This is a genomic window from Paenibacillus baimaensis, from assembly GCF_025567575.1.
In genome coordinates this window covers 589,497-612,536 of record NZ_JAOQIO010000084.1, presented here as the reverse complement: position 1 = coordinate 612,536, position 23,040 = coordinate 589,497, and the positions used below count along the sequence as shown (strand labels likewise).

The window sequence follows — 23,040 nt, the reverse complement described above, 5'->3', positions numbered from 1 at the left end:
GATCATTCCTTACCTTGTAGTAACACTTATAGATTTGGGTACGTTCGGCAAGCTTGATCCCAATTCATACACCGTAGCTCCTGTTTTATTAACAATTTTCACATAAACCAGATCTACCACAGCGGTATTGGAAGCAGTGCTGTTTACGGTCAACGGAATCGTTACTAGCAGCTTCTGTCCGCTTACAGAAAGATTATTGATGGTCCCGGTCGTTGCAGTCGTTTCGAATTGTGAAGCTGCATAAATGAGTTCGTTTTGTGTGGAACCTGCATGCTGTGTTAACGTTTCTGCCATATTCGAACCATCGAAAACGGTGCCTTGAACGTCAGCTATAGCCGATGTACCCGTATAGCTCAAGGAATTGTTATAAACCAGATGTGCTTCCACCGCATAAAATTGGCTGGCATCCACAAAGTCATTTAAATTCAGGTTAAGATTGATGATATTGCCGCTCGGTCCACCTGCCTGAGAAATCGTGATATTAGCAGGACTAGCAGGACTGCTGCTAACTGTAATTTGTGGAATCGGTACTGCCATACTAACTTTACCTGCACGCTCAGTTTGAGCCGTTAAGTTGTATATCCCTTTTGCTAAAGTAATATTGAAAACGACATCCGTTTCCCCTTGTCCAGGTGCACTTGCAAGTAGGGTAGTACCATTCATGATTTGAATCGTTGATGTCGTGGCAGCCCTCAATTTCAGCTCGATATTGCCATTCGCACTTGTTATTAGCTGCGTAGGACTGATCAGTGCAGGGACCTGCGGAACCGAGTTGCTGTTGTTATTGTTGCTACTTCCACCCGTGCTTCCTCCGGTACTTCCGCCTGTGCCCCCTCCTGTATTTCCACTTGTTCCGCTTCCTGTTTGTGGAGGTGTGGTAGACGTATTGTTTGATTTGTTCTGTTCGTACGCTGCCCTCTCAGCAGCAGACAACTGCTTGAGGTATTCTGCTTCCGCGAGCTTTGCAGCCTCTTCTTCTGCTTTTTTGTTAGCTTCTTGCAAACGTTGCTTCTCTTTGGCTAACGCGTCCAGAATCGCTTTATATTTATCGAGCTTCTCCTGTTCAAGCCTTTTCTGTTCAGCAAGCTTACGCTCTTTTTCTGCTTTCAACTGTTCTAACTCGGCCTGTTTTTGTTTTTCTTTTTCCGGATCCAAGCCTGCAGTGCGGTCAAGAGGTTCAACTTTATTCAAATCGATCTTTTTGTCAATATCAATAATCTTGACATTAGCATCAGCCACGATTTGATTCATTTTATCTGGATCGATTTTCTTTTGATCTAACGCTGTCTTGACAATGTTGCCAATAATGTTATCCAAGTTTTTGCTAATCTTGTTCAAAGTCTCAATATCGTTGATCGTCAATGCCGAATTGCCTGTGTCCGCTTTATTTTTTTCAGCAATTTCAGCTTTTTTCTTTTCAATAAACTCCGCGTTTTCTTTATCGATTTCCGCTTTGTTCTTGATGATAGCTTCCAATAATTCAGGAGAGGATCTTTCTACCAATTGAAAAATATCAATAATCTCCGTCTTCGTAGCCACATCTGTTATTTCGTCACGACCTGTTAAGTTGATTTGCTGTGTAGGCAATAGCAATGTCGTATTGGTATTCTGCGGATTGCTGGTATCCGGTTGTTGGTACGTAGTTGTTGTCGTCAGAACGGCACCCGCTCCAACCACGACAAAAGTCTCACCCGTTACTGGATTAACACCTGTGTAAAATTGCGTACCTTTGACCCCCATCGTTGCCGTAGGTGTCTCAACTTCGAACTCATCCTCTGCACCAACCAATGATTTAACCTTTACCCACATGGAACCCGCCCAAGAGGATACCTTGGACTGCTTGCCGTTGCCCTCGTTAGCCAAGTCAGTAACACTCACCTCGGCATTATCTCCAATAGTAATTTCATCATCATGGTCAGCTATTCTTACAACAGCTGAAGAGCTTGCTCCCGTAGAAATAACATCCCCTTGATTCAAAGTCATGTCACCATAGGCCGTGTAAGACTTGGAGCCCCCTGATTTTTTAACGGTTACATTACCTTTAACATTAACAATTATAGCCGTCCGTGTGCTCTTGGCCTGGATGGGCTCAGATAATACGACAGACAGCAGGGAAAATATCATACTAAATGCTACAAATAAAGACAAAAATGATTTGCTGCTACCCATCCTTATCCTGTTCCAATATCCCACAATGAATCTCCTCTCATCTTCTATCTGACTATGTTTGAATAATCTGACTCTCTCTTCCAATTGTAATTTGAGAGACTTCAAATGGCAATGCAAAATTTGACACATTATGAGACCTTGTCCTGCTTTTTCCCCTCTACAGGAGCCCCTGTTATACGGACTACTTCAAACAGTTTGAGTGGAGCACTTTTCCCCTTCATCAGCTTCTCCCCAGCGAATTCATATTCGAAATAATCCTTCGTTAAATCGTAGGTAGATTCAGAAACCCAAACCTTGTTTGGACGCGCATTGGATTCAATTCTCGCGGCTGTATTTACATTGTCTCCGATGGCCGTGTAGTCCACACGAAGATAAGAACCGATATTGCCAACAACAACATCACCGGTATTGATCCCGATCCGAATGCTCAAGGTTACACCATATTTGGCTTCAACATCTCTGCGGATCTGCTCCATCCCCTCCTGTATTTCAAAGCCGGTTTTGACTGCGTAGTAAGCATGATCGGGCACATCCAACGGTGCATTGTACAGGATCATTGCAGCATCACCGATAAACTTGTCAATCGTCCCACGGTTCTGCAGGGTAACCTCGGTAATCAGGTTAAACATCATATTCAGAAAGTCGACGACCTCTTCCGGCTTCAGCTTCTCTGATAGCGGTGTAAACCCGCTGACATCCAGAAACAACAAGGACAATTCCCTTTTGATACCGCCAAGCTGAATTTCCGAGTCACTTTTAGCAATTTCTTTAACCAGATCAGGCGAAATATAGCGTCCAAATTGCTTGGTGATGTAATTTTTTTGCTTCGTCTCAAAATAGGTTTTCATCGCGATATTGCCAATGTAGGAAATTAATCCGCTTAAAACAGCTCCAATAGTGTCCAGATATTGATCGTTGTATGTGAAAGTTATGTATTGCAGTGCCAAAAGACCCAAGGATACACCAAACACCAATACGATGCTTGTAATCGGTTTAAGTCTCCATGTGAGGAAACCGAACAGCAAGATCATCAGAGCGGACATCGCCAACGTAATCGCACCGCTGACAGGAACAATGACCTTTTGATTCAAAACTTGATTCAGGATGTTCGCATGCGCATAAACCAGATGCATGTGACGTTCAATAGGCGTGATCCCTTCATCGGAACCAGGTGCCGTATACCCAACCAGAATAATACGATCCTTGAATACCTGTGGAGGAATTTCCCCCTTCAGTACCTTGGCGAATGGAATGGTCTCAAAATCAAACTCCTTTCCTTCCCATTTGATCAGCATTTCCGACTTGGGGCGATTTTGAAGCACGGGGAGGTTCAAATACTTCGATACATCAACTCCAGCCACCTGTGCCAATGCCAGACCGAGCGTCGGAAAAATGCCATCAGGTGTATTGATTTGCATCCAGTTAGTGCGAATAACTCCGTCCGTGTCAAAGGCCGCATTGATGTGTGCCTTGTTGACTGATTTTTGAATCATCGGAATCGGTTGATCTGTTTTGCGGGCCATAATCAGCTCGCCTTCCTTAACCTTGCTTGATCGGTCAAAGTCACCCTCCAAATCGGCGTGGGAAGGAAAAATAATATTTTTGTGCTTGGTCAGCTCATCTGCAAGCAGCTTATCGCTTTCCGGGAAGTTGCTCTCGGTATAGAGCTCAATATCAAAGCCGATCGCTTTGGCACCAGCCGCTTCAAGCCGACTGATCAACTGAGCATACACTTTACGATCCCACGGATATGGGCCGACTTCTTTAATAGAGGTGGTGTCGATCCCGATTACCAGAATATCTTCATGTGGAGCCCCGGACATCGATTGTTTCATATTGATGTCGAAAACTTGGTCAGACAGTACCTTCCACAGTCCGAATACGAGAAAAACCAGACAAATAAATACAACAAGTGCATTACCTATAATTATGACGGCAGATTTGCTGACACCTTTTTTCATTTTTAGCCCCCCTACCCAAAGATTCGCTCTAATATTACCATACTTTTTTCCCTAAACACATAAATTTCGCATAACTTCACAAAAAAAAGACCTTTCTCCCAGGGCTTAGCTCCCTGTAGAAAAAGGCTTTGGTAAAAACTAATATGAGATGTTCAAAAATCTCTCTTGAACACGTTCTACTTAGTTGAATGGTGTATCTGCAACTTTGATTGAATCTGTAGGGCAGCCATCTTGAGCATCCTGCAAATCATCGTACAAATCATCCGGAATTTCGGTTACACCTTTGTTGCCATCATTGTCGAAAATGACTTCCGCCAATCCTTCATCATCGTAATCATAAATGTCTGGTGCTGTAGCACCACAAGCGCCACAGGCGATACAGGTGTCTTTTTCTACCCACGTATATTTTGCCATTGCTAGTTTCCCTCCTAAATTGTAAGCTCATCCTAGAATATAATATAAAACAAGCAAAAGTTCAATTAAAAAAGTAAATTAAGCTTACATACGACCTTGAATCCAACCTGCTATGGAAGCCAAATCATCAGGATCAAAAAAAGGCACTCCTTCAATACTATATGCTTTAAGAACCTCAGGAGCTACAACAGCAATAGGCACATGATTCAATTCAGTGAGAATATCTGCCTGCTCCTTATCGCGAAACAATGCGACTTGATCATGATTCCCCTTTTTGAACCCTTCTATTAGGATCAGGTCAAATCCTTCCGCTTGCAGCCTAGTCAGCATGACCTCCAGCGTGATGGACTCTCTTTGAATCCTAACGTAAGAATCAGGGGAAATAATTGCCACTGCTGCTGCACCAGCCTCTACAAATTGGGCGGAGTCGGCTCCAGACGCTTCTGTATAATGTCCATGAGCATCATGCTTCACTACTGCACATCGTATGTTCATGTGTGTATAGTAGCTAACGAGTCTGGATATCAGACTTGTTTTGCCGCTGTTGGAAAAACCTGCGAAGCCAATCACAGCTGCCATGCCTATTCCTCCTCGAAACGTCGCTGCTTTAAGTGATCCATCTGCAAGGAAGTCCCTCTCAGCTTGTGGTTGCGAATTAAAGTGGATGGATCGTCACCCAGCATACCCGCAGTTAAAACTGCATTTTCTCCGAACTTGTCACGCAGAGCATCCAGGGTTTGGACCAGCTTATCCTTCATTGGCTGCTTCTGGTAGTCGAACAAATCCAATTGTACAGCAGCTTCTTTTTTGTCCAGCAAGTTTTGAAGGGTAATGCCCAGTAAGCGAATCGGCTTACCTTGATGCCAATGCTCATCGAACAGCTTGCACGCTGTCCTGTATATATCTTCACGGATTTCGGTAGGGGTTGACAGTGTGGCCGCCCTTGTTATCGTTCGCATATCGGGATCACGAATCGTGATTGAAATCGTTTGAGACAGCAGCTGCTGTCTGCGCAATCGACGTCCCACCTGATCCGCCAAATTAAGAAATACTCTAAAAATCGCCGTTCGGTCCGTAAAATTAGTCGGTAATGTCGTTGTATGTCCTATGGATTTGCTCTGTTCTCGCTCTGAGTGAACCTCTGAAGCATCCTCTCCATTGGCAGCGTTCTTCAATATAGCTCCCATAATACCAAAGTGCTCAGAAAGCAAGTGATCATCAGCCTTGGCGAGCTGGCCTAAAGTCTGAATATTCAACTGCCTCAGCTTGTCCGCAGTTTTACTTCCAATCCCGTAAAGCTGATTGCAGGGCTTGTCCCACAATACTTTGGAAACATCCCTTTTACGCAAAATCGTGATTCCATTGGGCTTCTTCATATCCGAGGCCATCTTGGCCAGCAGTTTGTTGGGTGCTATTCCTATTGAACAAGGTAGTAATAATTCCCTACGAATCCGGGACTGGAGCTGCTCTGCAATTTCAATCGGAGTCCCAAATTGCTTGGAGCCGGTAATATCGATATAGCACTCATCAATGGACATCGCCTCAATCAGAGGGGAATAGTCATAAGCCATTTTCATAAAACGTCTGGAAAATTCACGGTACAGATCAAAGTCAGGACGAATAAGTATCAGGTCAGGACATTGCTTAAGTGCTTGCCCTACCTGCATACCAGTCTTGACACCTTTGGCACGAGCAGCATAGGAGCAGGTTACGACAATACCTTTTCGAAGCTCTACACTCCCGGCAACCGCTGTAGGCTTATTGCGATAAAGCTCAGGGTCTACAGCCTCGTGCACTGAGCAATAGAAAGCGTTCATATCGATATGCAAAATAACTCTCCCGTTTACCGGGTAAGCTTCATGATTTGCCTTAATCATATTCGGTACAAATCGTTCGACAAATTAAATTCTAAAAGGGACGAGCCAGGCATATATTTAAATGTGATAGCTCTGGTTGCTTGAGTAGACAACAGTCATGCACCCCCATGAGTTAGCCTTACTTACTTAAAATTAAAAAGCGTTTCACTCACAAGCATACCTTTCCATGGGTATGAGGTCAACTGCCCAAACCGTCTATTTTGTGAAAACAATACCTTATCGATATTTGTTGTGGTATAATACTACATTATATTTCGTGAAAGCGTTCCAGGATCAGGAGGACTAGTTATGGCTAATTTCGTGAAAATTTTTGATACTACTTTAAGAGATGGCACCCAAGGTGAAGGGATTAGCTTATCGGTCGAGGACAAGATGAAAATCGCCCGTAAACTGGACTCGCTCGGTGTTCACTATATAGAGGGTGGATGGCCAGGCAGCAACAACAAGGACATTGAGTTTTTTATGCGCGTGCATGAGCTTGAATTAAAAAATGCAAAAATCACCGCATTCGGAAGCACACGCCGTAAAGGTATCCTTCCCGAGGATGATGTGAACCTGAATAGAATTCTAGAGGTCGGTGTTCCTGTCGCGACGATTTTCGGGAAATCATGGGACTTCCATGTTCATCACGCTATCCAAACGACACTTGAAGAAAATCTTGCGATGATTTACGATTCCGTTCACTATTTAAAAAGCAAAGGCCTTGAAGTCATCTATGACGCCGAGCACTTCTTTGACGGCTATAAAAATAATACCGAATACGCGCTACAAACCATCAAGCAGGCTGAGAAAGCCGGAGCTGATTGGATTGTATTGTGCGATACCAACGGCGGCTCACTGCCCCATGAGGTCACGGAAATTGTCACAGAGGTCAGAAAAGCTCTTTCAATCCCAATCGGAATTCATGCCCATAATGATTGTGAGGTTGGCGTAGCCAACAGCCTGGCTGCTGTGATGGCAGGAGCAACGCAAGTACAAGGTACAATCAATGGCTTTGGCGAGCGCTGCGGCAACGCTAATTTGTGCTCGATCATTCCCAATCTGCAGTTAAAGCTGAACTATTCCTGTATCAGCGCTTCACAGCTTGAAAGCCTGACAAGCGTAGCCAAATATGTCAGTGAGATTGCTAACATGCATTTGCCTGTCAATCAAGCTTATATCGGCTCTGCAGCTTTTGCCCATAAAGGCGGTATTCACGTCTCGGCGATTATGCGGAACGCAAGCACCTATGAACACATCACACCTGAGCTCGTCGGAAACAAACAGCGTGTTCTTGTATCCGAATTGGCAGGTCAGAGTAATCTGGTGTTCAAGGCACAAGAGCTTGGCATTGACTTTAACAGCAGCAATCAGGAGTCTCGTCAGCTTATTGAGCAAATCAAAGAAATGGAGCATCAAGGCTACCAATTCGAAGGTGCCGATGCTTCTCTCGAGCTTCTGATTCGTGATGCCTACGGAAATTCCGAGGAAGTTTTTGTGCTCGAATCGTTCAAGATTATGGTTGTGAAGACGATCAACCAGCCGGTTGTGACTGAAGCTATCGTGAAGCTGAAGGTCAATGGCGAGTCCGTCTATAATGCCGCAGAGGGCAATGGTCCCGTGAACGCTCTGGATAACGCATTGCGCAAATGTTTGTTGCAATATTATCCTGCTCTGGAGAATATCCATCTAAGCGACTACAAGGTTCGCGTTCTGGATGAAAAAGATAATACAGCGGGTAAAGTCCGCGTCCTGATAGAATCTTCTGACTTTGACAACACCTGGAGCACGATCGGTGTTTCTGCCAATATTATCGAAGCCAGCTGGCAGGCATTAACCGACAGTATTCGTTACGCATTAATCGGTAAACCAAGAACACAAGTACAGCCAGAGGAACAAAAAGAACGTTTGGGGCTCGTTAATCACTAAGTTGCAGCCATTCATATGTATTCAAAAAACCGCCCTTGTGATGCGCTTCATCACAAGGGCGGTTTTTGGTCTTTATCGAGCAGCAGTCTGATTTTGGCCTCTAATGCTTTTGCTGGTAGTACATGAATGACATCGACCAGAACACCCTCTTTATTTATTAGAAAGCTCGTAGGCACAACCTGTAGCCGATAGCGTTCTGCTGTAAGTCCCTTCGAGTCCAATAGCACTGGAAAAGTCAGCCCGTATTGCTTCACAAAACCTTGTACATCCTGTAAACGATCTCCCTTCGTCACATTAACCGCATAAATATCCAATTCATCCTTATAGGCTTCATACATACGATTTAGATCTGGTGCCTCTTCATGACAAGGACCGCACCATGAAGCCCAGAAATTGATTATAAGCGGCTTATCCCTTGACCCTCCTACATGATAACTCTTACCGTCCAAGCCTTGTAAATCAAATTCGGGGGCTGGCTGATTACGTGCTGCGGCCGGACCGAACCTTGCTGCGGCCAAAGATTTGTGGGTATTCAGCTTGTCCAAACTCACCATTTCCCCCATCAGCATCAAAACAATCATCACCGCTATTGTTGTTAGCTTCACTACCCTACTCCCTTTCCGAAATCAGTTTATGCCGTTATTATGGCCCAAAACCGCGAAAAGAATGACTTTATAGGTAATGGGGTACTTTAGTGGTATCAAACCTTATAAGGGAGATTGACGGATGGAACAAACAAAAAAAAGAAAGCTTGGCATATCCTTCGAAAACAGCAAGACGCCTGACTCCCAAAGCTCCAAAGGACACGGCCGAGAGTTTACAGCCATTGCAAGTGTTCCTATAGTGCTCGTACTTGGCAACTCCATGCTCGTTCCTATTTTACCTGATTTACAGGAAAAGCTTGGGGTGAGTCAATTTCAAAGCAGTCTTGTGATTTCCTTATTTTCGGTAACGGCTGGACTCATCATCCCGATCTCGGGATATTTATCGGATCGTTTCTCCAGGAAAGCGATTATGATCCCATCTTTGATTATATACGGCGCCGCTGGTGTCTTGGCAGGTTTGGGAGCCGTCTGGAACTCTTACAGCATTCTCATTATAGCAAGAGCAATTCAGGGTTTGGGAGCTGCGGGGACAGCCCCCATAGCCATGGCCTTGGCAGGTGATTTATTCAAAGGAGCCACAGAAAGCAAAGTACTTGGCTTAACCGAAGCTTCCAATGGATTTGGTAAAGTGGTTAGCCCTATTCTCGGCTCACTGTTAGCTCTTATTGTTTGGTATGCAGCTTTTTTTGCTTTTCCGGTATTTTGCTTGCTGTCCTTGCTGGCTGTTATTTTTTTCTTGAAGGAACCGGCCAAAGAAAAGCAGCCACCAAAGCTCAAGCCTTATCTGAAAAGCATCGGCGCTATTTTACACGAAAAGGGACGATGGCTCATCACTTCATTTTTTGCAGGATCACTTGCCTTGTTCGTCTTATTTGGCGTGCTTTTTTATTTATCAGACTTGCTTGAGAAACCACCCTATCTGATCGATGGCGTCAAAAAAGGCTTCGTTTTAGCCATTCCTTTATTGGGTCTGGTCATTACTTCCTATACAACAGGAACGTTGATCAAGAAAAACGGAACCCTCATGCGATGGCTGATGAACATCGGCCTTTCCTTAATGACCCTTTCACTTGGTGCCTGCATTCTGCTGCACGATAAAAACTTACCGCTCCTGATCGGATTGCTTACCCTCAGCAGTGTTGGTACCGGCCTTTTACTGCCTTGTCTGAACACCATGATTACCGGCTCTGTCGAGCGTGAGCAGCGCGGTATGATCACATCGATCTATAGCAGCTTGCGTTTTCTTGGAGTCGCTATGGGACCGCCCTTGTTCAGCTGGATGATGGATATTTCACACCGAATTATATTTATATCTGTGACCTCACTATGCCTGATAGCTCTAGCCTTTGTCTTTTTTCTTGTTAAGCCCGAAGGCACCATTAGCTAACAGTTTTCTTTCTAACCTTAACCCATTCAGTTATACTGAGAGTCATACGTCACTGCCTAAGGATGTTGACTCTCATGTATACATCAATCCAATTAACTAGCTCCGTCCGGGAGACATTCATCAGTCATTGCATAGCAAATAAGCCGATGGAAGCATGCGGCTTTCTATTGGGATGTATCGAAGTCACTCAGATCCGTATTACCTCTTTTGTACCTGTTGCTAATGCTTCCAGGAATCCTGAGAGACAATTTTCCATGAACGCTTCGGATATGATCCCCGTTGTATTAAATAATACCTTCACTATTGTGGGGATTCTTCATTCCCATCCAAACGCCGCGGCCACTCCCTCTTCAGAGGATCTGTCAACAACCTGGTATGATATCCCGTCTCATTGGATCGTATCGCTGCAGCAGCCGACGATCGAAATCGCCGCTTACCAGTACACACACAATTATCAAAGCCCAAATAGCTTTACAGAAACACAAACTACCAAATTCCCCAAGAAGCAGGCTCAATATTATCCTATCCCGATCATTTTAATAGAAGATGAATGACGAGCTGCGTTCCAAGCAATAAAACACCCCCCATCCGGTCTATACAAGACCCGTGGAAGATGTTTAATGGTTACCAAGATGCGTATATAAATCACCCAGTGAATGAATGTCTCTGGACCTGATCTCATTCATGTAGCTGCTCCATAGTTTAGCGGTCATTAAAGCATCCTCTAGAGCATGGTGACGCAGCGAAATATCAATACCGTATAATTGCAGCAACGTATCCAAATCATATTTGCCCAGCTTCGGATTCAACCACTTACCGATCATCATCGTATCAATCATCCGGTGAGACAGACTTACCTTTGATGTCTTCCATAATGCCGAGTTTAAGAAATGTTTATCATGACCCGTTCCATGAGCTACCAACACCTTCTGCTGTACAAATTCCAGAAAAGCTCTCAGTCCCTGGTACAAATCTGGCGCTTGATCAACCATCTCGTTCGTAATTCCTGTCAGCTCGATCACCTGTTCGGGAATCAACCGTTTCGGATTGACAAGACTATAAAAGCTCTGATCCTCCATTATGGCGTCACCGTTGACGGCCACTGCACCTACAGAGATAATCTCATCACCATTGTAAGGCGAAAATCCAGTCGTTTCCAGATCAAACACGACCAATTCTACCGTATCCAGAGGGATATCATAAAGTGAATTTTTCCTCTGTTCCTTCATCATCGACCGCATGAAAGCCATCTGTTGAGCACTCTGGACATCAAACATTGAAGTAAGGGCAGGTGTAATCCCCCCCATTTTATATAAATGCCACATCCTGCCTGCAGGTCTCATATCCTTCATAGTGAGGTTCACCTAACCTTTATCCAGCTCTTTGGATATCATCTTTTTTACATATTTTTGCAAATCATTGCCAATTCGCAAGCACAGCTTTAATTCATTAATCCGTTGTTTGGTAAGTCCTTCCGCGGTCAGCTTGCCTCTGGACGTGTATTGGTTTTCCTCTAATTGAAAAGGAGTTAAAGAACGCAGCTTCAAAGCAATCGATAATGCCTCAAGCCAATCGCAGGCTATTTCCTCTTCTACATGCCCATACTGCTGCAGCTTTAAAATTCTTTGCTCAGTTGAAGATTCATTCACATCAGCCTGAATAGCTAATAGACGGACTCCATTAACAATAGGGATATAAGCACCGTACTTGATATCCACGCCTCCTGCATCCTCACCATATCTCTCTTTAATCAATTGTCCGAACAAACCAAGTGAAATCTTATGATGAAGCGTGTTGTGCAGCATGTGTTCCAGCATAATAGGATGCTTGTCGATATAAGCAAACAACTCATCCATGAGATCATTAACCAAACCTTCATTTCCATAAATAAATCGCATGTCCGCCAAAATAAGCAAGTAACGAACATTTTCCCAATGGGGATCCTGCAGCCATTCATGAAGCATCGATTGATAGCCGCTGTAGGTATTTCTCCATCGATCATTTGTACAGATCACATCGCCCGAGCAAGGAGGATAACCCAACTCAATCAGCATGCTGCTAATGCGCTGCGTCAATATTTTAAAATATAAATCCGCCCGCTTTGAGGCTGTTTCGTCTGCAGGCTCTGCATAGATCAAACCATTATCCTGATCACTCCACAACGTCTGCTCACGTCGGCCTCCACTGCCAAAAAGCACAAAGGCATAAAGCTCCGGAGAAGCGCCATGCTCAGCATGAACAACAGCTTGTGCAAGCCCAATCGTATGATGGATCAACCAGTCATGGACTTGATTCAATTCACGGTTCCAATCCAGTGAATGAGAAAGAAGGAGACGTTGCTCGAATTCCTCATGCAGCTGATCCCGTAAATGTCGAAGCTGCTCCATATCGCCAGCTTTCTCGATTTCAATACGAATCATATCCAATGAGAGAGGTTTCATGCGCGTCTCCTTCAATCCACAAGTTATTTAATTAAGTGTTTCACAAATTCAAGCTTTATGCAGACGTTGTACCCGCTTGAACCGCTTTTTTCATTTGTTCCGGATAGCCATAAGTCCCATGCTCGGAAAGATCCAGACCAATAATTTCTTCTTCTTCAGTAACTCGCAAGCCGATAGTTGCTTTCAAAATACCAAGAATAATGAAGGAAAGTACAAGTACGAACAAGAAAGCACCGAATACGCCGAGAGCTTGAATACCTAATTGGTGGAATCCACCGCCGTACAACAATCCAGCTCCACCTACACCAACTGATTCCGCCAATTGTGGTGTAGCAAAAATTCCTGTTGACAATGTTCCCCAAATCCCTGCGATACCATGAACCGAGAAAGCATAGATCGGATCATCAACACCCATCTTTTCAAACCATTGAGCCGTAAAGAATGTAATAATACCGGAAATCGCACCGATGATGATAGCATCACGAGGAGTTACGAATGCGCAAGCTGCTGTAATCGCCACAAGCGCGGCAAGTACACCGTTCAACATGCTAGGAATGTCCGCTTTACCAAAGTACATCCATGATACCACCAGCGCTGCTACTGCACCAGCTGCTGCTGCAAGGTTCGTCGTCAAAGCTACATAACCGAAGAAACCATCGCCAGTTGCACTTAGCGTAGAGCCAGCGTTAAATCCAAACCAGCCGATCCAGAGAATAATAACACCAAGGACCGATAATACTTGGTTATGTCCGGGAATCAGATTAGGCGTTTTATCTTTATTATACTTGCCAATCCGCGGTTTAAGCAGGATAGTGGCTACCAATGCTGCTGTAGCGCCTTGTAAGTGAACAACTGTCGAGCCTGCAAAGTCCTGCATACCCAACGCACCAAGCCAGCCGCCGCCCCATACCCAGTGAGCAACCACAGGATAAATCAGCACAGTGAACAATATACCGAAGATGAAGTAAACAGGAAGCTTACCACGTTCTGCAAAGCCACCCCAAGCAATTGCAAGTGACACTCCAGCAAAAGCTAATTGGAACAAGAACAGAATACTGATTGGAATCGGAGATCCAGCAAACACACTGATTGAAGCTGCTGTTTGCTCGGCCGTTCCATCCAGGAAGAACCCGCCAGTACCTACAAAGGCGTTACCATCTCCGAAAGCTAAACCGAACCCTACCGCCCAGAAGGCGATCGCACAAAGACCGAAGGTTAAAATTGTTTTACCGGCGACATGACCAGCATTTTTCATTCGTGTCGAACCTGCTTCCAGCAATGCAAAACCTGCTTGCATGAAGATAACCAGTATGGCACCTAACATGACCCAAACGGAGTCAATCGCAGCCGCTAGCTGTGCAGGTGTTTTATCATCTGCAGCAAAAGCGAGGGTGGGTACTAGCAGCGACATGGCGCCAGTGGAGAATATTAACTTCTTTAACATGGTCGACACTTCCTTTTTAATGTTAGTTTATATAACATGTTCTGCAACTCTTATTGCCATTATAACCAGCTTTGTTGGATTTGACAATAGGATTTTATTGAATAAATAGTTAAAAACGAAAAATAACCTGACATGAATTAAGCATAATTCGGTTTTTCTAGTAATATGATAGCAAATTCCAAGCAAAATCAGCTTTATATATGACACGAACCCATTAATTTATCGGATATTTTGTATTTGTTTAGCTCACTTGATGTCAGGTTTGTTCATCATCAGCTCTTTCTTTTTCCAAAATAGCATAACGTTTGACTGTATGGTTTGCTTTCAGGTATCATAAATACTAAAGAACGACATGATTACATACTTTAATGTAAGTCCTTCTTATTATAGAGGGGCTTGCCGTTATTGAATTTCATTAGGGGTGATGTGAATGGGGATATGAAATTGTATAGAATCGGTGAGCTGGCACGCTTATCTGAAGTCAGCCCCAGAACAATCGACTATTACACCAAAATCGGGTTGATCGATCCGGAGACGAGATCCGATACCAACTATCGCTTGTATAGCGATGAAACGTTAATGCGTCTTAAACGTATTGAAATTATGAAAAAGGACAAATATACTTTGGAAGAAATCAAGGCAAGCTTATTATCCTGGACCAAGGTGAGCCACAATGAGCTTGTAACGGATAAGCTAACTTCTATCCAGGTTCATCTCCAACAGCTGCAGCGGGAAGTTCAAGAGATTCGTCCTATTATAGATAAGATGAAACCTGCGCAGATGAAAAAAATGAACAAGGTACTCACTCCTCACACGGTGGCCTGCATCGAAGCCTTGCTCTTACTTCTGGGTAAAAGTCCCCTATCTTAAAGATACTGGAGGTCTAGCAGCATGTTTTTTCACCCTTTGGATTATTTGATCATCGTTGCTTTCATCCTTTCCTTATGGGCCCAATTTCGAGTAAAAGGAACTTTCAATAAATGGTCTCAGGTTCATGCATCTGCAGGGCTCACAGGAGCCGAAGCAGCCCGCCGCATGCTCGATGCCAACGGTTTGTATGATATACCTGTCGAGCCCGTTCAAGGCAGTCTTACCGACCACTACGATCCAAGCCATCGTGTCGTGCGTTTATCGGAGCCGGTGTATTACGAAACGTCCATTTCAGCCATATCGGTCGCTTGTCACGAGGTCGGTCATGCCATTCAGCACAAACTGAGCTATCCTATGCTTTCATTCCGGCACTTTATGTTTCCCGCCGTTAACTTCGCATCTGGCATTGCTCCATTTCTCATCATGGCAGGATTGTTTTTTCAGCAATTTAATTTCCTGCTCGGTATTGGCATCATTTTCTTTTCCGCAGCAGTTGCCTTTCAACTCGTAACGCTTCCGGTGGAGTTCAATGCAAGCAATCGTGCCAAAGAGCTCATGATTTCCCAAGGCTTTATTCGTAATGACGAGAAAAAAGGGGTTTCCAAGGTACTCAACGCTGCTGCACTTACTTATGTAGCCGCTGCACTGATTTCTCTACTTCAGCTTCTCAAGTACATCATGATTTTCAACAACCGTAGGGATTAAAAAAAGCTGGTCCTCCAACGCTCAAACGAGCAGGAAGGCCAGCTTTTTCAGTTTTCTAGTTCTCTTGAAAATGATCAAATAAAAAATGCTGAAACATTTCAGCAACAAGCGGCAGCTTGTCCCCGGTTCTTTGAATTAACCCTACACTACGAGTCACCAGCGGTTCAATAACTCTCACCTTGGCTGGCTGCAACTGGCTAATTTCAGTCAATGCCATCTCTGGCAGCAGGCTTACCCCCACACCCGCAGCCACTAATCCACGGATCGTATCCGTCTCTTCGCCCTCAAAACCGATCCGCGGGACAAAACCTGCCTTTGCACAAGCTTCCAATACAATATTTCGAAGTGAATACTCATCACTAAACATAACAAACGATTCTTCCCTGAGCTGCTCAAGCCTGATGGTCTCATTGTCTGCCAGTTTATGTCCTTGTGGCAATATAGCATACAACTCCTCCTGCAAAAGCAGTCTGCCGCTTACATAAAGATGCTTTTCCGGAAAAGGAGAAATAAAAGATAAATCAATCTCTCCCTTCATCACATCACGAATGAGACTGTTATACGTTCCCTGTCGCAGCCTGAATTTCACATTGGGATGCGATTGACGAAAGCTCGCAACTACAGTCGGTAGCAAGTAGATCCCCAGGCTATGCGGGAAACCAATACGAATCTCCCCCGCCTCAGGGTCCAGAAATTCCCTAACCTCACTGACCGCACGCTCCATATCAGCCAAGACCACTTCGATGCGTTCAAGAAACAACTTACCCACTGAAGTGAGCTGCAGATTGCGTCCTTTACGAACAAACAGAGGTACCCCCAATTCTTCCTCAAGCTGATGAATTTGTCGGCTAATCGCTGATTGTGCAACGTGTAGCTCTTCTGCGGCATTGGTTACATGCTGTTTTCTTGCCACTTTCACAAAATATTGAAGCTGCCTTAACTCCACACGATTGATCTCCCTTCGATTGGACAAATTCCTTTTAAAAAGTTTATAATAAAACTTGGTGAAATACCAATCATTCTCATAAGATAATAAGGAGGCCCAATTAACATGGCACAAGAGCGTACAGGTGTAGCAACCCTGAAAGGCAATCCGATAACTTTAGTTGGCAATGACGTTAAGGTAGGCGACAAAGCTCCAGATTTCACTGTTAACAAAAATTTGTTGGAGCAAGCAACACTGGCTGACTATGCAGGCAAAGTCAAGCTGATCAGCGTGGTTCCTTCTCTTGACACAGGCGTTTGTGACGCTCAAACTCGCCGATTCAATGAAGAAGCAGCTAAATTGGGCGATAATGTAGTCGTATTGACAATCAGCGTTGATCTTCCTTTTGCACAAGCCCGCTGGTGCGGAGCAGCCGGTATCGATAAAGTTATTACACTTTCCGATTACAAAAACCATTCCTTCGGATTAGCATATGGCGTATTGATCAAGGAGATTCATTTATTGATGAGATCTATCTTTGTTCTTGATGCGAACGATAACGTACAATATGTTGAATACTTAGGCGAAATGACAGAACATCCTAATTATGAAAATGCCATCGAAGCTGTTAAAAAGCTCGTATAATTCAATTTAGTGGAAAGTCTAACTTTCCATGACATAAAAACAGCGGGAGAAGCCAAGCTTCCCCCGCTGTTTTTATGTAAACCTACATTAGATAGCCTTACAAACCTTGCAATCAACTTGCCTGCTTTTTCAATTAATCCTCTTTGTAAGCGGCAAGCCTTTTGTCTAGCTGTTTGTATATTTCCAGGATGGTGCGGTAATTGGATCCAAGGTCCCCGAGCGACCCTCGAGAAGCCGAATAAATATCGATAGCTGTTTTTAGTGGGTTTATCCCGAATAAGGTTAATGTAATATCTTGCGTCCGACCTGTAACTGTCTTTTTCTCTACAACGATTTCCCCTACATTTCTTACCTCATGGAGAAGCTTGTACCCATTCATTTTCTTAAACATATTGGTAACTTCATCCCAAACTTGATCCATAGAAAGCTTATAATACCGGGTCTTTAATGCCGGATCCTTGGCTTTCTCTCCTGTCCCATCGTGACTGCGAATTAGGCCGATTAAGGTTCGCTTTAACAAAGCTTTCCCCCCTCATGAGAAGTGCAAAATATAATCTGTAAACACTATCTTTAATCATACCATTGTTTGTTCGGTTGAGAAAGTATTATTTCACACTTTAGACAAACTATGTGATTCATATTAAAATTCTTTACAATTTTATGACAGTTATTCGATTTGTATGGCACATGGAGCAGGATTTCATAAATTCATTGCGAATATATGTATAGAATCATTTGTTTATTAAATAAACAAAGTTCCTATATTACATTTCGAGGTGAACCCCATTGACTTACTTTTTAGGTATTGATTTAGGAACATCAGCAGTCAAATGTATTTTGGTTGATGATCAGGGAAAGGTCAAAGCAAGCCATAGTGAGGAATATCCACTTCTGCAGCCTGAACCCGGCTGGGCCGAGCAGCACCCCGAGGATTGGTGGAAAGGTACAGTGGCAAGTGTAGTGGCCTTACTAGCAAAGGCATCGGTTGCGGGCGAAGAGGTCGCAGGCATCGGATTATCAGGCCAAATGCATGGCTCCGTATTCCTTAATTCCGAGCTGCAGGTCGTACGTCCTGCCTTATTATGGTGCGATCAGCGTACAGCTGCAGAATGCGACTTCATCGAGCAGGCAGTCGGAGGTCAGGCTGAGTTAGGCCGATTAACAGGCAACAAGGCACTAACCGGCTTCACAGCACCCAAGGTGATTTGGCTTCGAAATCATGAGCCTGAGCACTATCGTCAAACTCAACATTTATTGCTGCCAAAAGACTATGTACGTTTACAGCTGACAGGGGCTCTTGGTATGGATGTAGCCGATGCCAGTGGTACTTTATTGCTGGATGTTGCCGAGCGCAAGTGGTCTGAGGATGTCGTCAATCGTCTCGATATTCCGATGGAGTGGCTGCCTCCCTTATTCGAGAGCAATGAAGTAGCAGGCTATCTACTCGCTGAGATTGCCGAGCTGACAGGGCTCAAGACCGGTACACCCGTCGTGGCAGGTGGTGGAGACCAAGCATGCGGTGCGGTAGGTGTTGGTGTTGTACGCGAAGGAATAGCTTCCGTAGCTCTCGGTACTTCCGGTGTTGTGTTCGTTCATGATGACAGCTATCAGATGGATCCCGCTTGCAGGCTTCACTCCTTTTGCCATGGGGTTCCAGGAAAATGGCATCGGATGGGTGTCATGCTTGCTGCCGGAGGATCATTTCAATGGTGGAAAAACCATTTTGCATTTGAAGAGCTGCAGCAGGCAGAGGCTGAAGGACGCGATGTTTATGAGTTTTTAACAGCACTTGCCGAAAGTGCTCCTTTGGGCAGCGAGGGACTGCTCTTTATGCCATATTTGACGGGAGAGCGCACACCTCATCCCGATCCTAAGGCCCGTGGAGGCTTCATAGGCCTGAATCTTCGACATGGTAAGGCTCATTTAACAAGAGCTGTGCTCGAAGGCATTACATTTGGGCTGAGAGATTCTATGGAGCTCATCAAAGCCTCAGGCATTGAGATCAAGGAGCTGCGTGTAAGCGGCGGTGGTGCGCGCAGCTTATTTTGGAGACAGATGATTGCTGATATATTTGGTTATCCAGTGATCACAGTTAATTCAACGGACGGACCCGCTTATGGCGCTGCTGTCATGGCCGCCTCAGGCGTGCTTCAACAAGAGATTAGCGACCTCTGCGAACGTTGGATCGAAACCGTAGAACGGGTTGATCCAAATCCGCAGCGGCAGGCTCAATATGAGAAATATTATGAGGTTTATCAGACGTTGTATCCCACATTAAAAAACACGATGCATCAACTCAACGATCTCGTTTCCTCATAATCTCAACGATCTTACTGTTACTCCATTTCCAAACAAACAAAAACCAGTCACAACACGACAATTCAGTGTTGGACTGGTTTTTGTTTGCTCTGTCATTTTAAAATACCAGGATATCGAATCTTGCGTTTAAAGCAGCAATAATTTCCGAGGAAATAATATGCACTTGGAACCTATATGGCTGAATTATAAATCTCCGTTAATAGGACGCAAAAAAACCCGCAAATGCCGTCCGGTTTAGCGCTTCAAACCCGCTCTCGCAGGTGGGTGTCCGCAAAACCACTTTTGAGGTCCCTTTTCGAGGGCATGTCAGCCATGGTTTGATGTAGGTCTCCCAAGAAACAGTCATTGGTTCAAAACAACTTAAAACCGTAACGAACATCGCAGGATTTTTTTGTACCCTTATTATATGATTTTGAGGCATAATTGTAAACCTCAGTGCTCGCATTGATTATATCCAGGTCAGGGTAGTTATGGTTTATCCGTTTTGTTTTCTTCTAAGTCTTTTTTGTCCAGGTTTATCGTCGGCAGTAAATGGCTATCCTGATCATTCTCTGATGTTCCCAGTGCTTCATCACCCGATTCAGCTTTCGCTTTACGAGCAGCCTCCTCGGCCTCCTCAGCAGCTTTCTCCTCCATGGCCTGCTGCTTGGTCTGCAGCTTGCCGAATATGAGATTAAAGTGCCAAAACGAAATAACCGCGATTAGACTTCCCATAAAGAATGGAATTAAAAAAGTAAATTGTGTAAAACTGATATACACCACAAATCCGTTACAAATGATCATCGACAAGGAACGAATCGGATGCCCGATCGAAATCAATATCGCATTTTTCAGGACTTGAAAAAATTTCATGTGCAAATGGCTAATGATCGAAAAGAAATGGAAGAACGAAACTCCAATTAAAGCTGTAAGCGTCAACACTAAAAACTTTAAAACACCAAAGGTTCCTGTTTGACTCCCGTAAAATTTAAAGTTCGTATACAGGATGACAGCGATTAAAGCATACACAATACCACCAAGCATGCTCTGTACGAAGTTCTCTTTGTAACCTCTGAAAAAGGTTTTTAATAAAGGTGCATCCTCTTCACCAGTCAACCATTTCCGAGCAACGGCAAACATCGCAGCGGTTGAAGGAAACAAGGTAAATGGCGATACAATGGCAATTAGAATCAAAGTCGACATCAACTGATCCAACGATTCCGTTTGCAATAAAAGCAGACCTAACAGGAAGAAGGGAAGCGCACATATTACCCATAATACGTTAATAACAGATAACCGCATAATCCATTCCGATATACGGTAAAACCCTCCCATGATACCTCTAAATTCCAAAACAATGCCCTCCTCGTTCATATGCGTAACTGAAAAATTCGTATATCGTATATTATAGCTTATTTTAGCATTGGAAGGTAGCAAAACAAAAGGTGAAGCTTGAAACGCAAGCTTCACCTCGAGAGCATTAGTTTTTCACAAGATCTTCATTGGGACGAGCAGATGTGGTGCGGTTAAAACCACGATCCCGACCGTAATCACGGCCTTCATTGCGATTGCTGCTGCCACGGTTGTCGCGACCTTCACGTGAGGAGTAGTCACGGCTTCCACCGCCGCTGCTGCCACTGCGTGGAGGTCTCGAACCGCCACTACTGGAACCAGAAGAACGATCATAAGGTCTGCCGCTGCCACCACTGCGAGCGCCTGCTGCTGTGCCGTAGCTGCCAGTCGGCTTGCGTCCGGAGCTGCGTACATCTTGTCTTCTCTTCTTGGCACGTAACGGCTCTTCAGGAGTCAATTCAATATTAACTTCTTTCTTGTCGCCAGTTAACAATTTCAATGCTGCAGCCAACAGGTGAACAGAATCATGCTGCTCCAGCAATTGAATAGCCAGGCCTTTATATTCATTGTGATCGTCTTTGTCCAACAGATCCAGGATACGCTCAGCTGTCATTTTTTGCTTGCCTTCGATGGCTTCAGCAATACTTGGCATTGGCTTCTTGGCAATCTTTTGACGAGTCAACTTCTCAATAAAGTTCAGGTGATCGATTTCTCTTGGTGTAACGAAGGTGTAAGCTGCGCCTTCTTTACCTGCACGGCCTGTACGACCGATACGGTGAACATAGCTTTCAGGATCCTGCGGCAAATCGAAGTTGATTACATGAGTAACACCGGAAACGTCCAGACCACGAGCTGCAACGTCGGTAGCTACCAATACATCAATACTTCCGTCACGGAATTTACGCATTACATTATCGCGCTGATTTTGTGACAAGTCACCGTGTAAACCTTCTGCTGTATAGCCGCGTTTTTGCAAGCCTTCTGCCAATTCGTCAACCCGGCGTTTTGTACGTCCAAATATGATGGCCAATTCCGGTGAGTCCATGTCAATCAAACGACACAAAGTATCGAATTTTTGTCTTTCCTGCAATTCAATGTACGATTGATCGATCAAAGGTGCACTCATTTGCTTAGGAATTACAGATACATGCTCTGGATTGCGCAAAAATTGTTGTGCCAATCTTTGGATGTTGGTTGGCATTGTTGCTGAGAACAGCATCGTTTGACGTTCCGAAGGAACCAGCTTCAGGATGGACTGGATGTCCTCCATGAAACCCATGTCCAGCATTTCGTCTGCTTCATCAAGGATAACCGTTTGTACGTCATCCAGCTTGATTGTTTTTCTGTTGATGTGATCAAGCAACCGTCCAGGTGTACCGATAATGATTTGCGGTCTTTTTTTCAAAGCACGAATTTGCTTCACGATATCTTGACCGCCATAGATTGGCAAAGAGCGAATGCCCTTAAATCTGCCGAGCTTTTCGATTTCTTCTGCAACCTGTATGGCCAGCTCACGAGTCGGGCACATAATCAAAGCGACGATTCTGTCTTCTTTAACGTCGATTTTGTTTACTAATGGAATACCGAATGCCGCCGTTTTCCCTGTACCGGTTTGCGCTTGGCCGATTAAATCGCGATTGTCCATTGCGATAGGCATAGCTTTTTCTTGAATCGGTGTCGATTCCTCAAAGCCCATCTCTGTAATGGCACGCAATACCGTTGGGTCCAAGCCGAATTCACTAAAATTTTTCAAATGTTTTCATTCTCCTTTTAGGGTGTTGTTTGTATATACCCTTAAGTGCGACTCCTATATCCTTTTTTGTATCTATAAAATGCGTCCGAAGCATTCGTAATTACATACGCAAGGCCGTACTTAAGAATATCTTTAGTATTGTACCATAAACTCTAAAAATATTCCAGAAATTTCAGATGACTATGAATAATAATAACCCGTTTGAAACCTGCACTACCTCTTAGTCGTATATATTAGTTATAATGTTTGTTAAGTCGTTATTTATTCAAGGTTGTATAAAGGAGA

The 23,040-nt window shown here is 44.2% G+C and carries 20 protein-coding genes and 1 other RNA gene; 7 read left to right on the top strand and 14 right to left on the bottom strand.

The annotated features are described in order from the left end of the window. Nucleotides 1-9: 9 nt before the first annotated feature. From OB236_RS21910 to OB236_RS21890, 5 genes are all read right to left on the bottom strand, one after another. Nucleotides 10-2,169, bottom strand: coding sequence for a FecR family protein (locus tag OB236_RS21910; protein ID WP_262685880.1), 2,160 nt, complete (start codon nucleotides 2,167-2,169; stop codon nucleotides 10-12). 128 nt (nucleotides 2,170-2,297) lie between these two features. Further along, on the bottom strand, nucleotides 2,298-4,130 hold the full coding sequence (locus tag OB236_RS21905; RefSeq protein ID WP_262685879.1) for a CHASE2 domain-containing protein: 1,833 nt from the start codon (nucleotides 4,128-4,130) through the stop codon (nucleotides 2,298-2,300). 180 nt (nucleotides 4,131-4,310) lie between these two features. Further along, complete coding sequence (locus OB236_RS21900) at nucleotides 4,311-4,544, bottom strand: ferredoxin (protein ID WP_076229215.1); 234 nt, start codon at nucleotides 4,542-4,544, stop codon at nucleotides 4,311-4,313. Nucleotides 4,545-4,628: 84 nt separating this feature from the next. Continuing rightward, complete coding sequence (mobB, locus tag OB236_RS21895) at nucleotides 4,629-5,123, bottom strand: molybdopterin-guanine dinucleotide biosynthesis protein B (RefSeq protein ID WP_262685878.1); 495 nt, start codon at nucleotides 5,121-5,123, stop codon at nucleotides 4,629-4,631. A 2-nt stretch (nucleotides 5,124-5,125) separates the two neighbouring features. Then, on the bottom strand, nucleotides 5,126-6,421 hold the full coding sequence (locus OB236_RS21890; RefSeq protein WP_262685877.1) for a DNA polymerase IV: 1,296 nt from the start codon (nucleotides 6,419-6,421) through the stop codon (nucleotides 5,126-5,128). Between the two features lie 288 nt (nucleotides 6,422-6,709). Between OB236_RS21890 and cimA the strand changes: the two genes are divergently transcribed. Continuing rightward, on the top strand, nucleotides 6,710-8,329 hold the full coding sequence (gene cimA / locus OB236_RS21885; protein ID WP_262685876.1) for a citramalate synthase: 1,620 nt from the start codon (nucleotides 6,710-6,712) through the stop codon (nucleotides 8,327-8,329). 50 nt (nucleotides 8,330-8,379) lie between these two features. On the opposite strand, the gene OB236_RS21880 is transcribed toward cimA, so the two are convergent. Further along, nucleotides 8,380-8,934, bottom strand: coding sequence for a TlpA disulfide reductase family protein (locus tag OB236_RS21880; RefSeq protein WP_262685875.1), 555 nt, complete (start codon nucleotides 8,932-8,934; stop codon nucleotides 8,380-8,382). A 121-nt stretch (nucleotides 8,935-9,055) separates the two neighbouring features. On the opposite strand from OB236_RS21880, the gene OB236_RS21875 reads away from it, so the two are divergent. Next, on the top strand, nucleotides 9,056-10,321 hold the full coding sequence (locus OB236_RS21875; RefSeq protein ID WP_076229211.1) for an MFS transporter: 1,266 nt from the start codon (nucleotides 9,056-9,058) through the stop codon (nucleotides 10,319-10,321). A 74-nt stretch (nucleotides 10,322-10,395) separates the two neighbouring features. Continuing rightward, nucleotides 10,396-10,875 carry a M67 family metallopeptidase gene (locus OB236_RS21870; RefSeq protein ID WP_262685874.1) on the top strand — a complete coding sequence of 160 codons (480 nt, stop codon included), beginning with the start codon at nucleotides 10,396-10,398 and terminating at the stop codon, nucleotides 10,873-10,875. Between the two features lie 63 nt (nucleotides 10,876-10,938). Here the strand turns inward: OB236_RS21870 and OB236_RS21865 are convergent, their stop codons facing one another. Genes OB236_RS21865 through OB236_RS21855 form a run of 3 tightly spaced genes read right to left on the bottom strand, consistent with a single transcriptional unit; the run spans nucleotide 10,939 to nucleotide 14,206 of the window. Next, nucleotides 10,939-11,673 (bottom strand): exonuclease domain-containing protein, encoded by a 735-nt coding sequence (locus OB236_RS21865; RefSeq protein ID WP_262685873.1) that lies wholly within the window; start codon nucleotides 11,671-11,673, stop codon nucleotides 10,939-10,941. Between the two features lie 12 nt (nucleotides 11,674-11,685). Further along, nucleotides 11,686-12,762 (bottom strand): DUF294 nucleotidyltransferase-like domain-containing protein, encoded by a 1,077-nt coding sequence (locus OB236_RS21860; RefSeq protein ID WP_262685871.1) that lies wholly within the window; start codon nucleotides 12,760-12,762, stop codon nucleotides 11,686-11,688. Nucleotides 12,763-12,817: 55 nt separating this feature from the next. Continuing rightward, complete coding sequence (locus OB236_RS21855) at nucleotides 12,818-14,206, bottom strand: ammonium transporter (protein WP_076229207.1); 1,389 nt, start codon at nucleotides 14,204-14,206, stop codon at nucleotides 12,818-12,820. Between the two features lie 438 nt (nucleotides 14,207-14,644). Here OB236_RS21855 and OB236_RS21850 point away from each other — a divergent pair, with 438 nt between their 5' ends. Next, the gene (locus OB236_RS21850) at nucleotides 14,645-15,076 is read left to right on the top strand and encodes a MerR family transcriptional regulator (RefSeq protein ID WP_076229302.1); all 432 of its coding nucleotides are present in this window, start codon (nucleotides 14,645-14,647) and stop codon (nucleotides 15,074-15,076) included. Between the two features lie 21 nt (nucleotides 15,077-15,097). Next, a complete protein-coding gene (locus OB236_RS21845; protein WP_076229206.1) occupies nucleotides 15,098-15,781 on the top strand; it encodes a zinc metallopeptidase in 684 nt (227 codons plus the stop codon). Between the two features lie 55 nt (nucleotides 15,782-15,836). Here OB236_RS21845 and OB236_RS21840 read toward each other — a convergent pair whose 3' ends face one another. Then, nucleotides 15,837-16,727, bottom strand: a complete 891-nt coding sequence (locus OB236_RS21840; RefSeq protein WP_076229205.1) for a LysR family transcriptional regulator — start codon at nucleotides 16,725-16,727, stop codon at nucleotides 15,837-15,839. Between the two features lie 105 nt (nucleotides 16,728-16,832). Between OB236_RS21840 and tpx the strand changes: the two genes are divergently transcribed. Further along, a complete protein-coding gene (gene tpx / locus OB236_RS21835) occupies nucleotides 16,833-17,351 on the top strand; it encodes a thiol peroxidase (protein ID WP_262685870.1) in 519 nt (172 codons plus the stop codon). Between the two features lie 133 nt (nucleotides 17,352-17,484). On the opposite strand, the gene OB236_RS21830 is transcribed toward tpx, so the two are convergent. After that, nucleotides 17,485-17,871 (bottom strand): DUF1499 domain-containing protein, encoded by a 387-nt coding sequence (locus OB236_RS21830; RefSeq protein WP_076229203.1) that lies wholly within the window; start codon nucleotides 17,869-17,871, stop codon nucleotides 17,485-17,487. A 266-nt stretch (nucleotides 17,872-18,137) separates the two neighbouring features. On the opposite strand from OB236_RS21830, the gene xylB reads away from it, so the two are divergent. Next, complete coding sequence (xylB, locus tag OB236_RS21825; RefSeq protein WP_262685869.1) at nucleotides 18,138-19,670, top strand: xylulokinase; 1,533 nt, start codon at nucleotides 18,138-18,140, stop codon at nucleotides 19,668-19,670. Nucleotides 19,671-19,879: 209 nt separating this feature from the next. On the opposite strand, the gene ssrS is transcribed toward xylB, so the two are convergent. The 3 genes from ssrS to OB236_RS21810 form a co-directional block, all read right to left on the bottom strand. Continuing rightward, nucleotides 19,880-20,060, bottom strand: a non-coding RNA gene (gene ssrS / locus OB236_RS21820) — 6S RNA. A 78-nt stretch (nucleotides 20,061-20,138) separates the two neighbouring features. Continuing rightward, the gene (locus OB236_RS21815; RefSeq protein WP_262685868.1) at nucleotides 20,139-21,002 is read right to left on the bottom strand and encodes a YesL family protein; all 864 of its coding nucleotides are present in this window, start codon (nucleotides 21,000-21,002) and stop codon (nucleotides 20,139-20,141) included. 127 nt (nucleotides 21,003-21,129) lie between these two features. Continuing rightward, entirely contained in the window at nucleotides 21,130-22,755 is a 1,626-nt protein-coding gene (locus tag OB236_RS21810; protein WP_076229201.1) for a DEAD/DEAH box helicase, read from the bottom strand. Between the last annotated feature and the right edge of the window lie 285 nt (nucleotides 22,756-23,040).

Excerpts from the sequence above, each read along its gene's own strand:
- OB236_RS21875 (WP_076229211.1), top strand. The coding sequence starts at position 9,056 with ATGGAACAAACAAAAAAAAGAAAGCTTGGCATATCCTTCGAAAACAGC.
- OB236_RS21860 (WP_262685871.1), bottom strand. The coding sequence starts at position 12,762 with ATGAAACCTCTCTCATTGGATATGATTCGTATTGAAATCGAGAAAGCT.
- OB236_RS21865 (WP_262685873.1), bottom strand. The coding sequence starts at position 11,673 with ATGAAGGATATGAGACCTGCAGGCAGGATGTGGCATTTATATAAAATG.
- OB236_RS21890 (WP_262685877.1), bottom strand. The coding sequence starts at position 6,421 with ATGATTAAGGCAAATCATGAAGCTTACCCGGTAAACGGGAGAGTTATT.
- OB236_RS21900 (WP_076229215.1), bottom strand. The coding sequence starts at position 4,544 with ATGGCAAAATATACGTGGGTAGAAAAAGACACCTGTATCGCCTGTGGC.
- OB236_RS21855 (WP_076229207.1), bottom strand. The coding sequence starts at position 14,206 with ATGTTAAAGAAGTTAATATTCTCCACTGGCGCCATGTCGCTGCTAGTA.
- OB236_RS21870 (WP_262685874.1), top strand. The coding sequence starts at position 10,396 with ATGTATACATCAATCCAATTAACTAGCTCCGTCCGGGAGACATTCATC.
- OB236_RS21910 (WP_262685880.1), bottom strand. The coding sequence starts at position 2,169 with ATGGGTAGCAGCAAATCATTTTTGTCTTTATTTGTAGCATTTAGTATG.
- OB236_RS21850 (WP_076229302.1), top strand. The coding sequence starts at position 14,645 with ATGAAATTGTATAGAATCGGTGAGCTGGCACGCTTATCTGAAGTCAGC.
- cimA (WP_262685876.1), top strand. The coding sequence starts at position 6,710 with ATGGCTAATTTCGTGAAAATTTTTGATACTACTTTAAGAGATGGCACC.
- OB236_RS21905 (WP_262685879.1), bottom strand. The coding sequence starts at position 4,130 with ATGAAAAAAGGTGTCAGCAAATCTGCCGTCATAATTATAGGTAATGCA.
- tpx (WP_262685870.1), top strand. The coding sequence starts at position 16,833 with ATGGCACAAGAGCGTACAGGTGTAGCAACCCTGAAAGGCAATCCGATA.
- mobB (WP_262685878.1), bottom strand. The coding sequence starts at position 5,123 with ATGGCAGCTGTGATTGGCTTCGCAGGTTTTTCCAACAGCGGCAAAACA.
- OB236_RS21845 (WP_076229206.1), top strand. The coding sequence starts at position 15,098 with ATGTTTTTTCACCCTTTGGATTATTTGATCATCGTTGCTTTCATCCTT.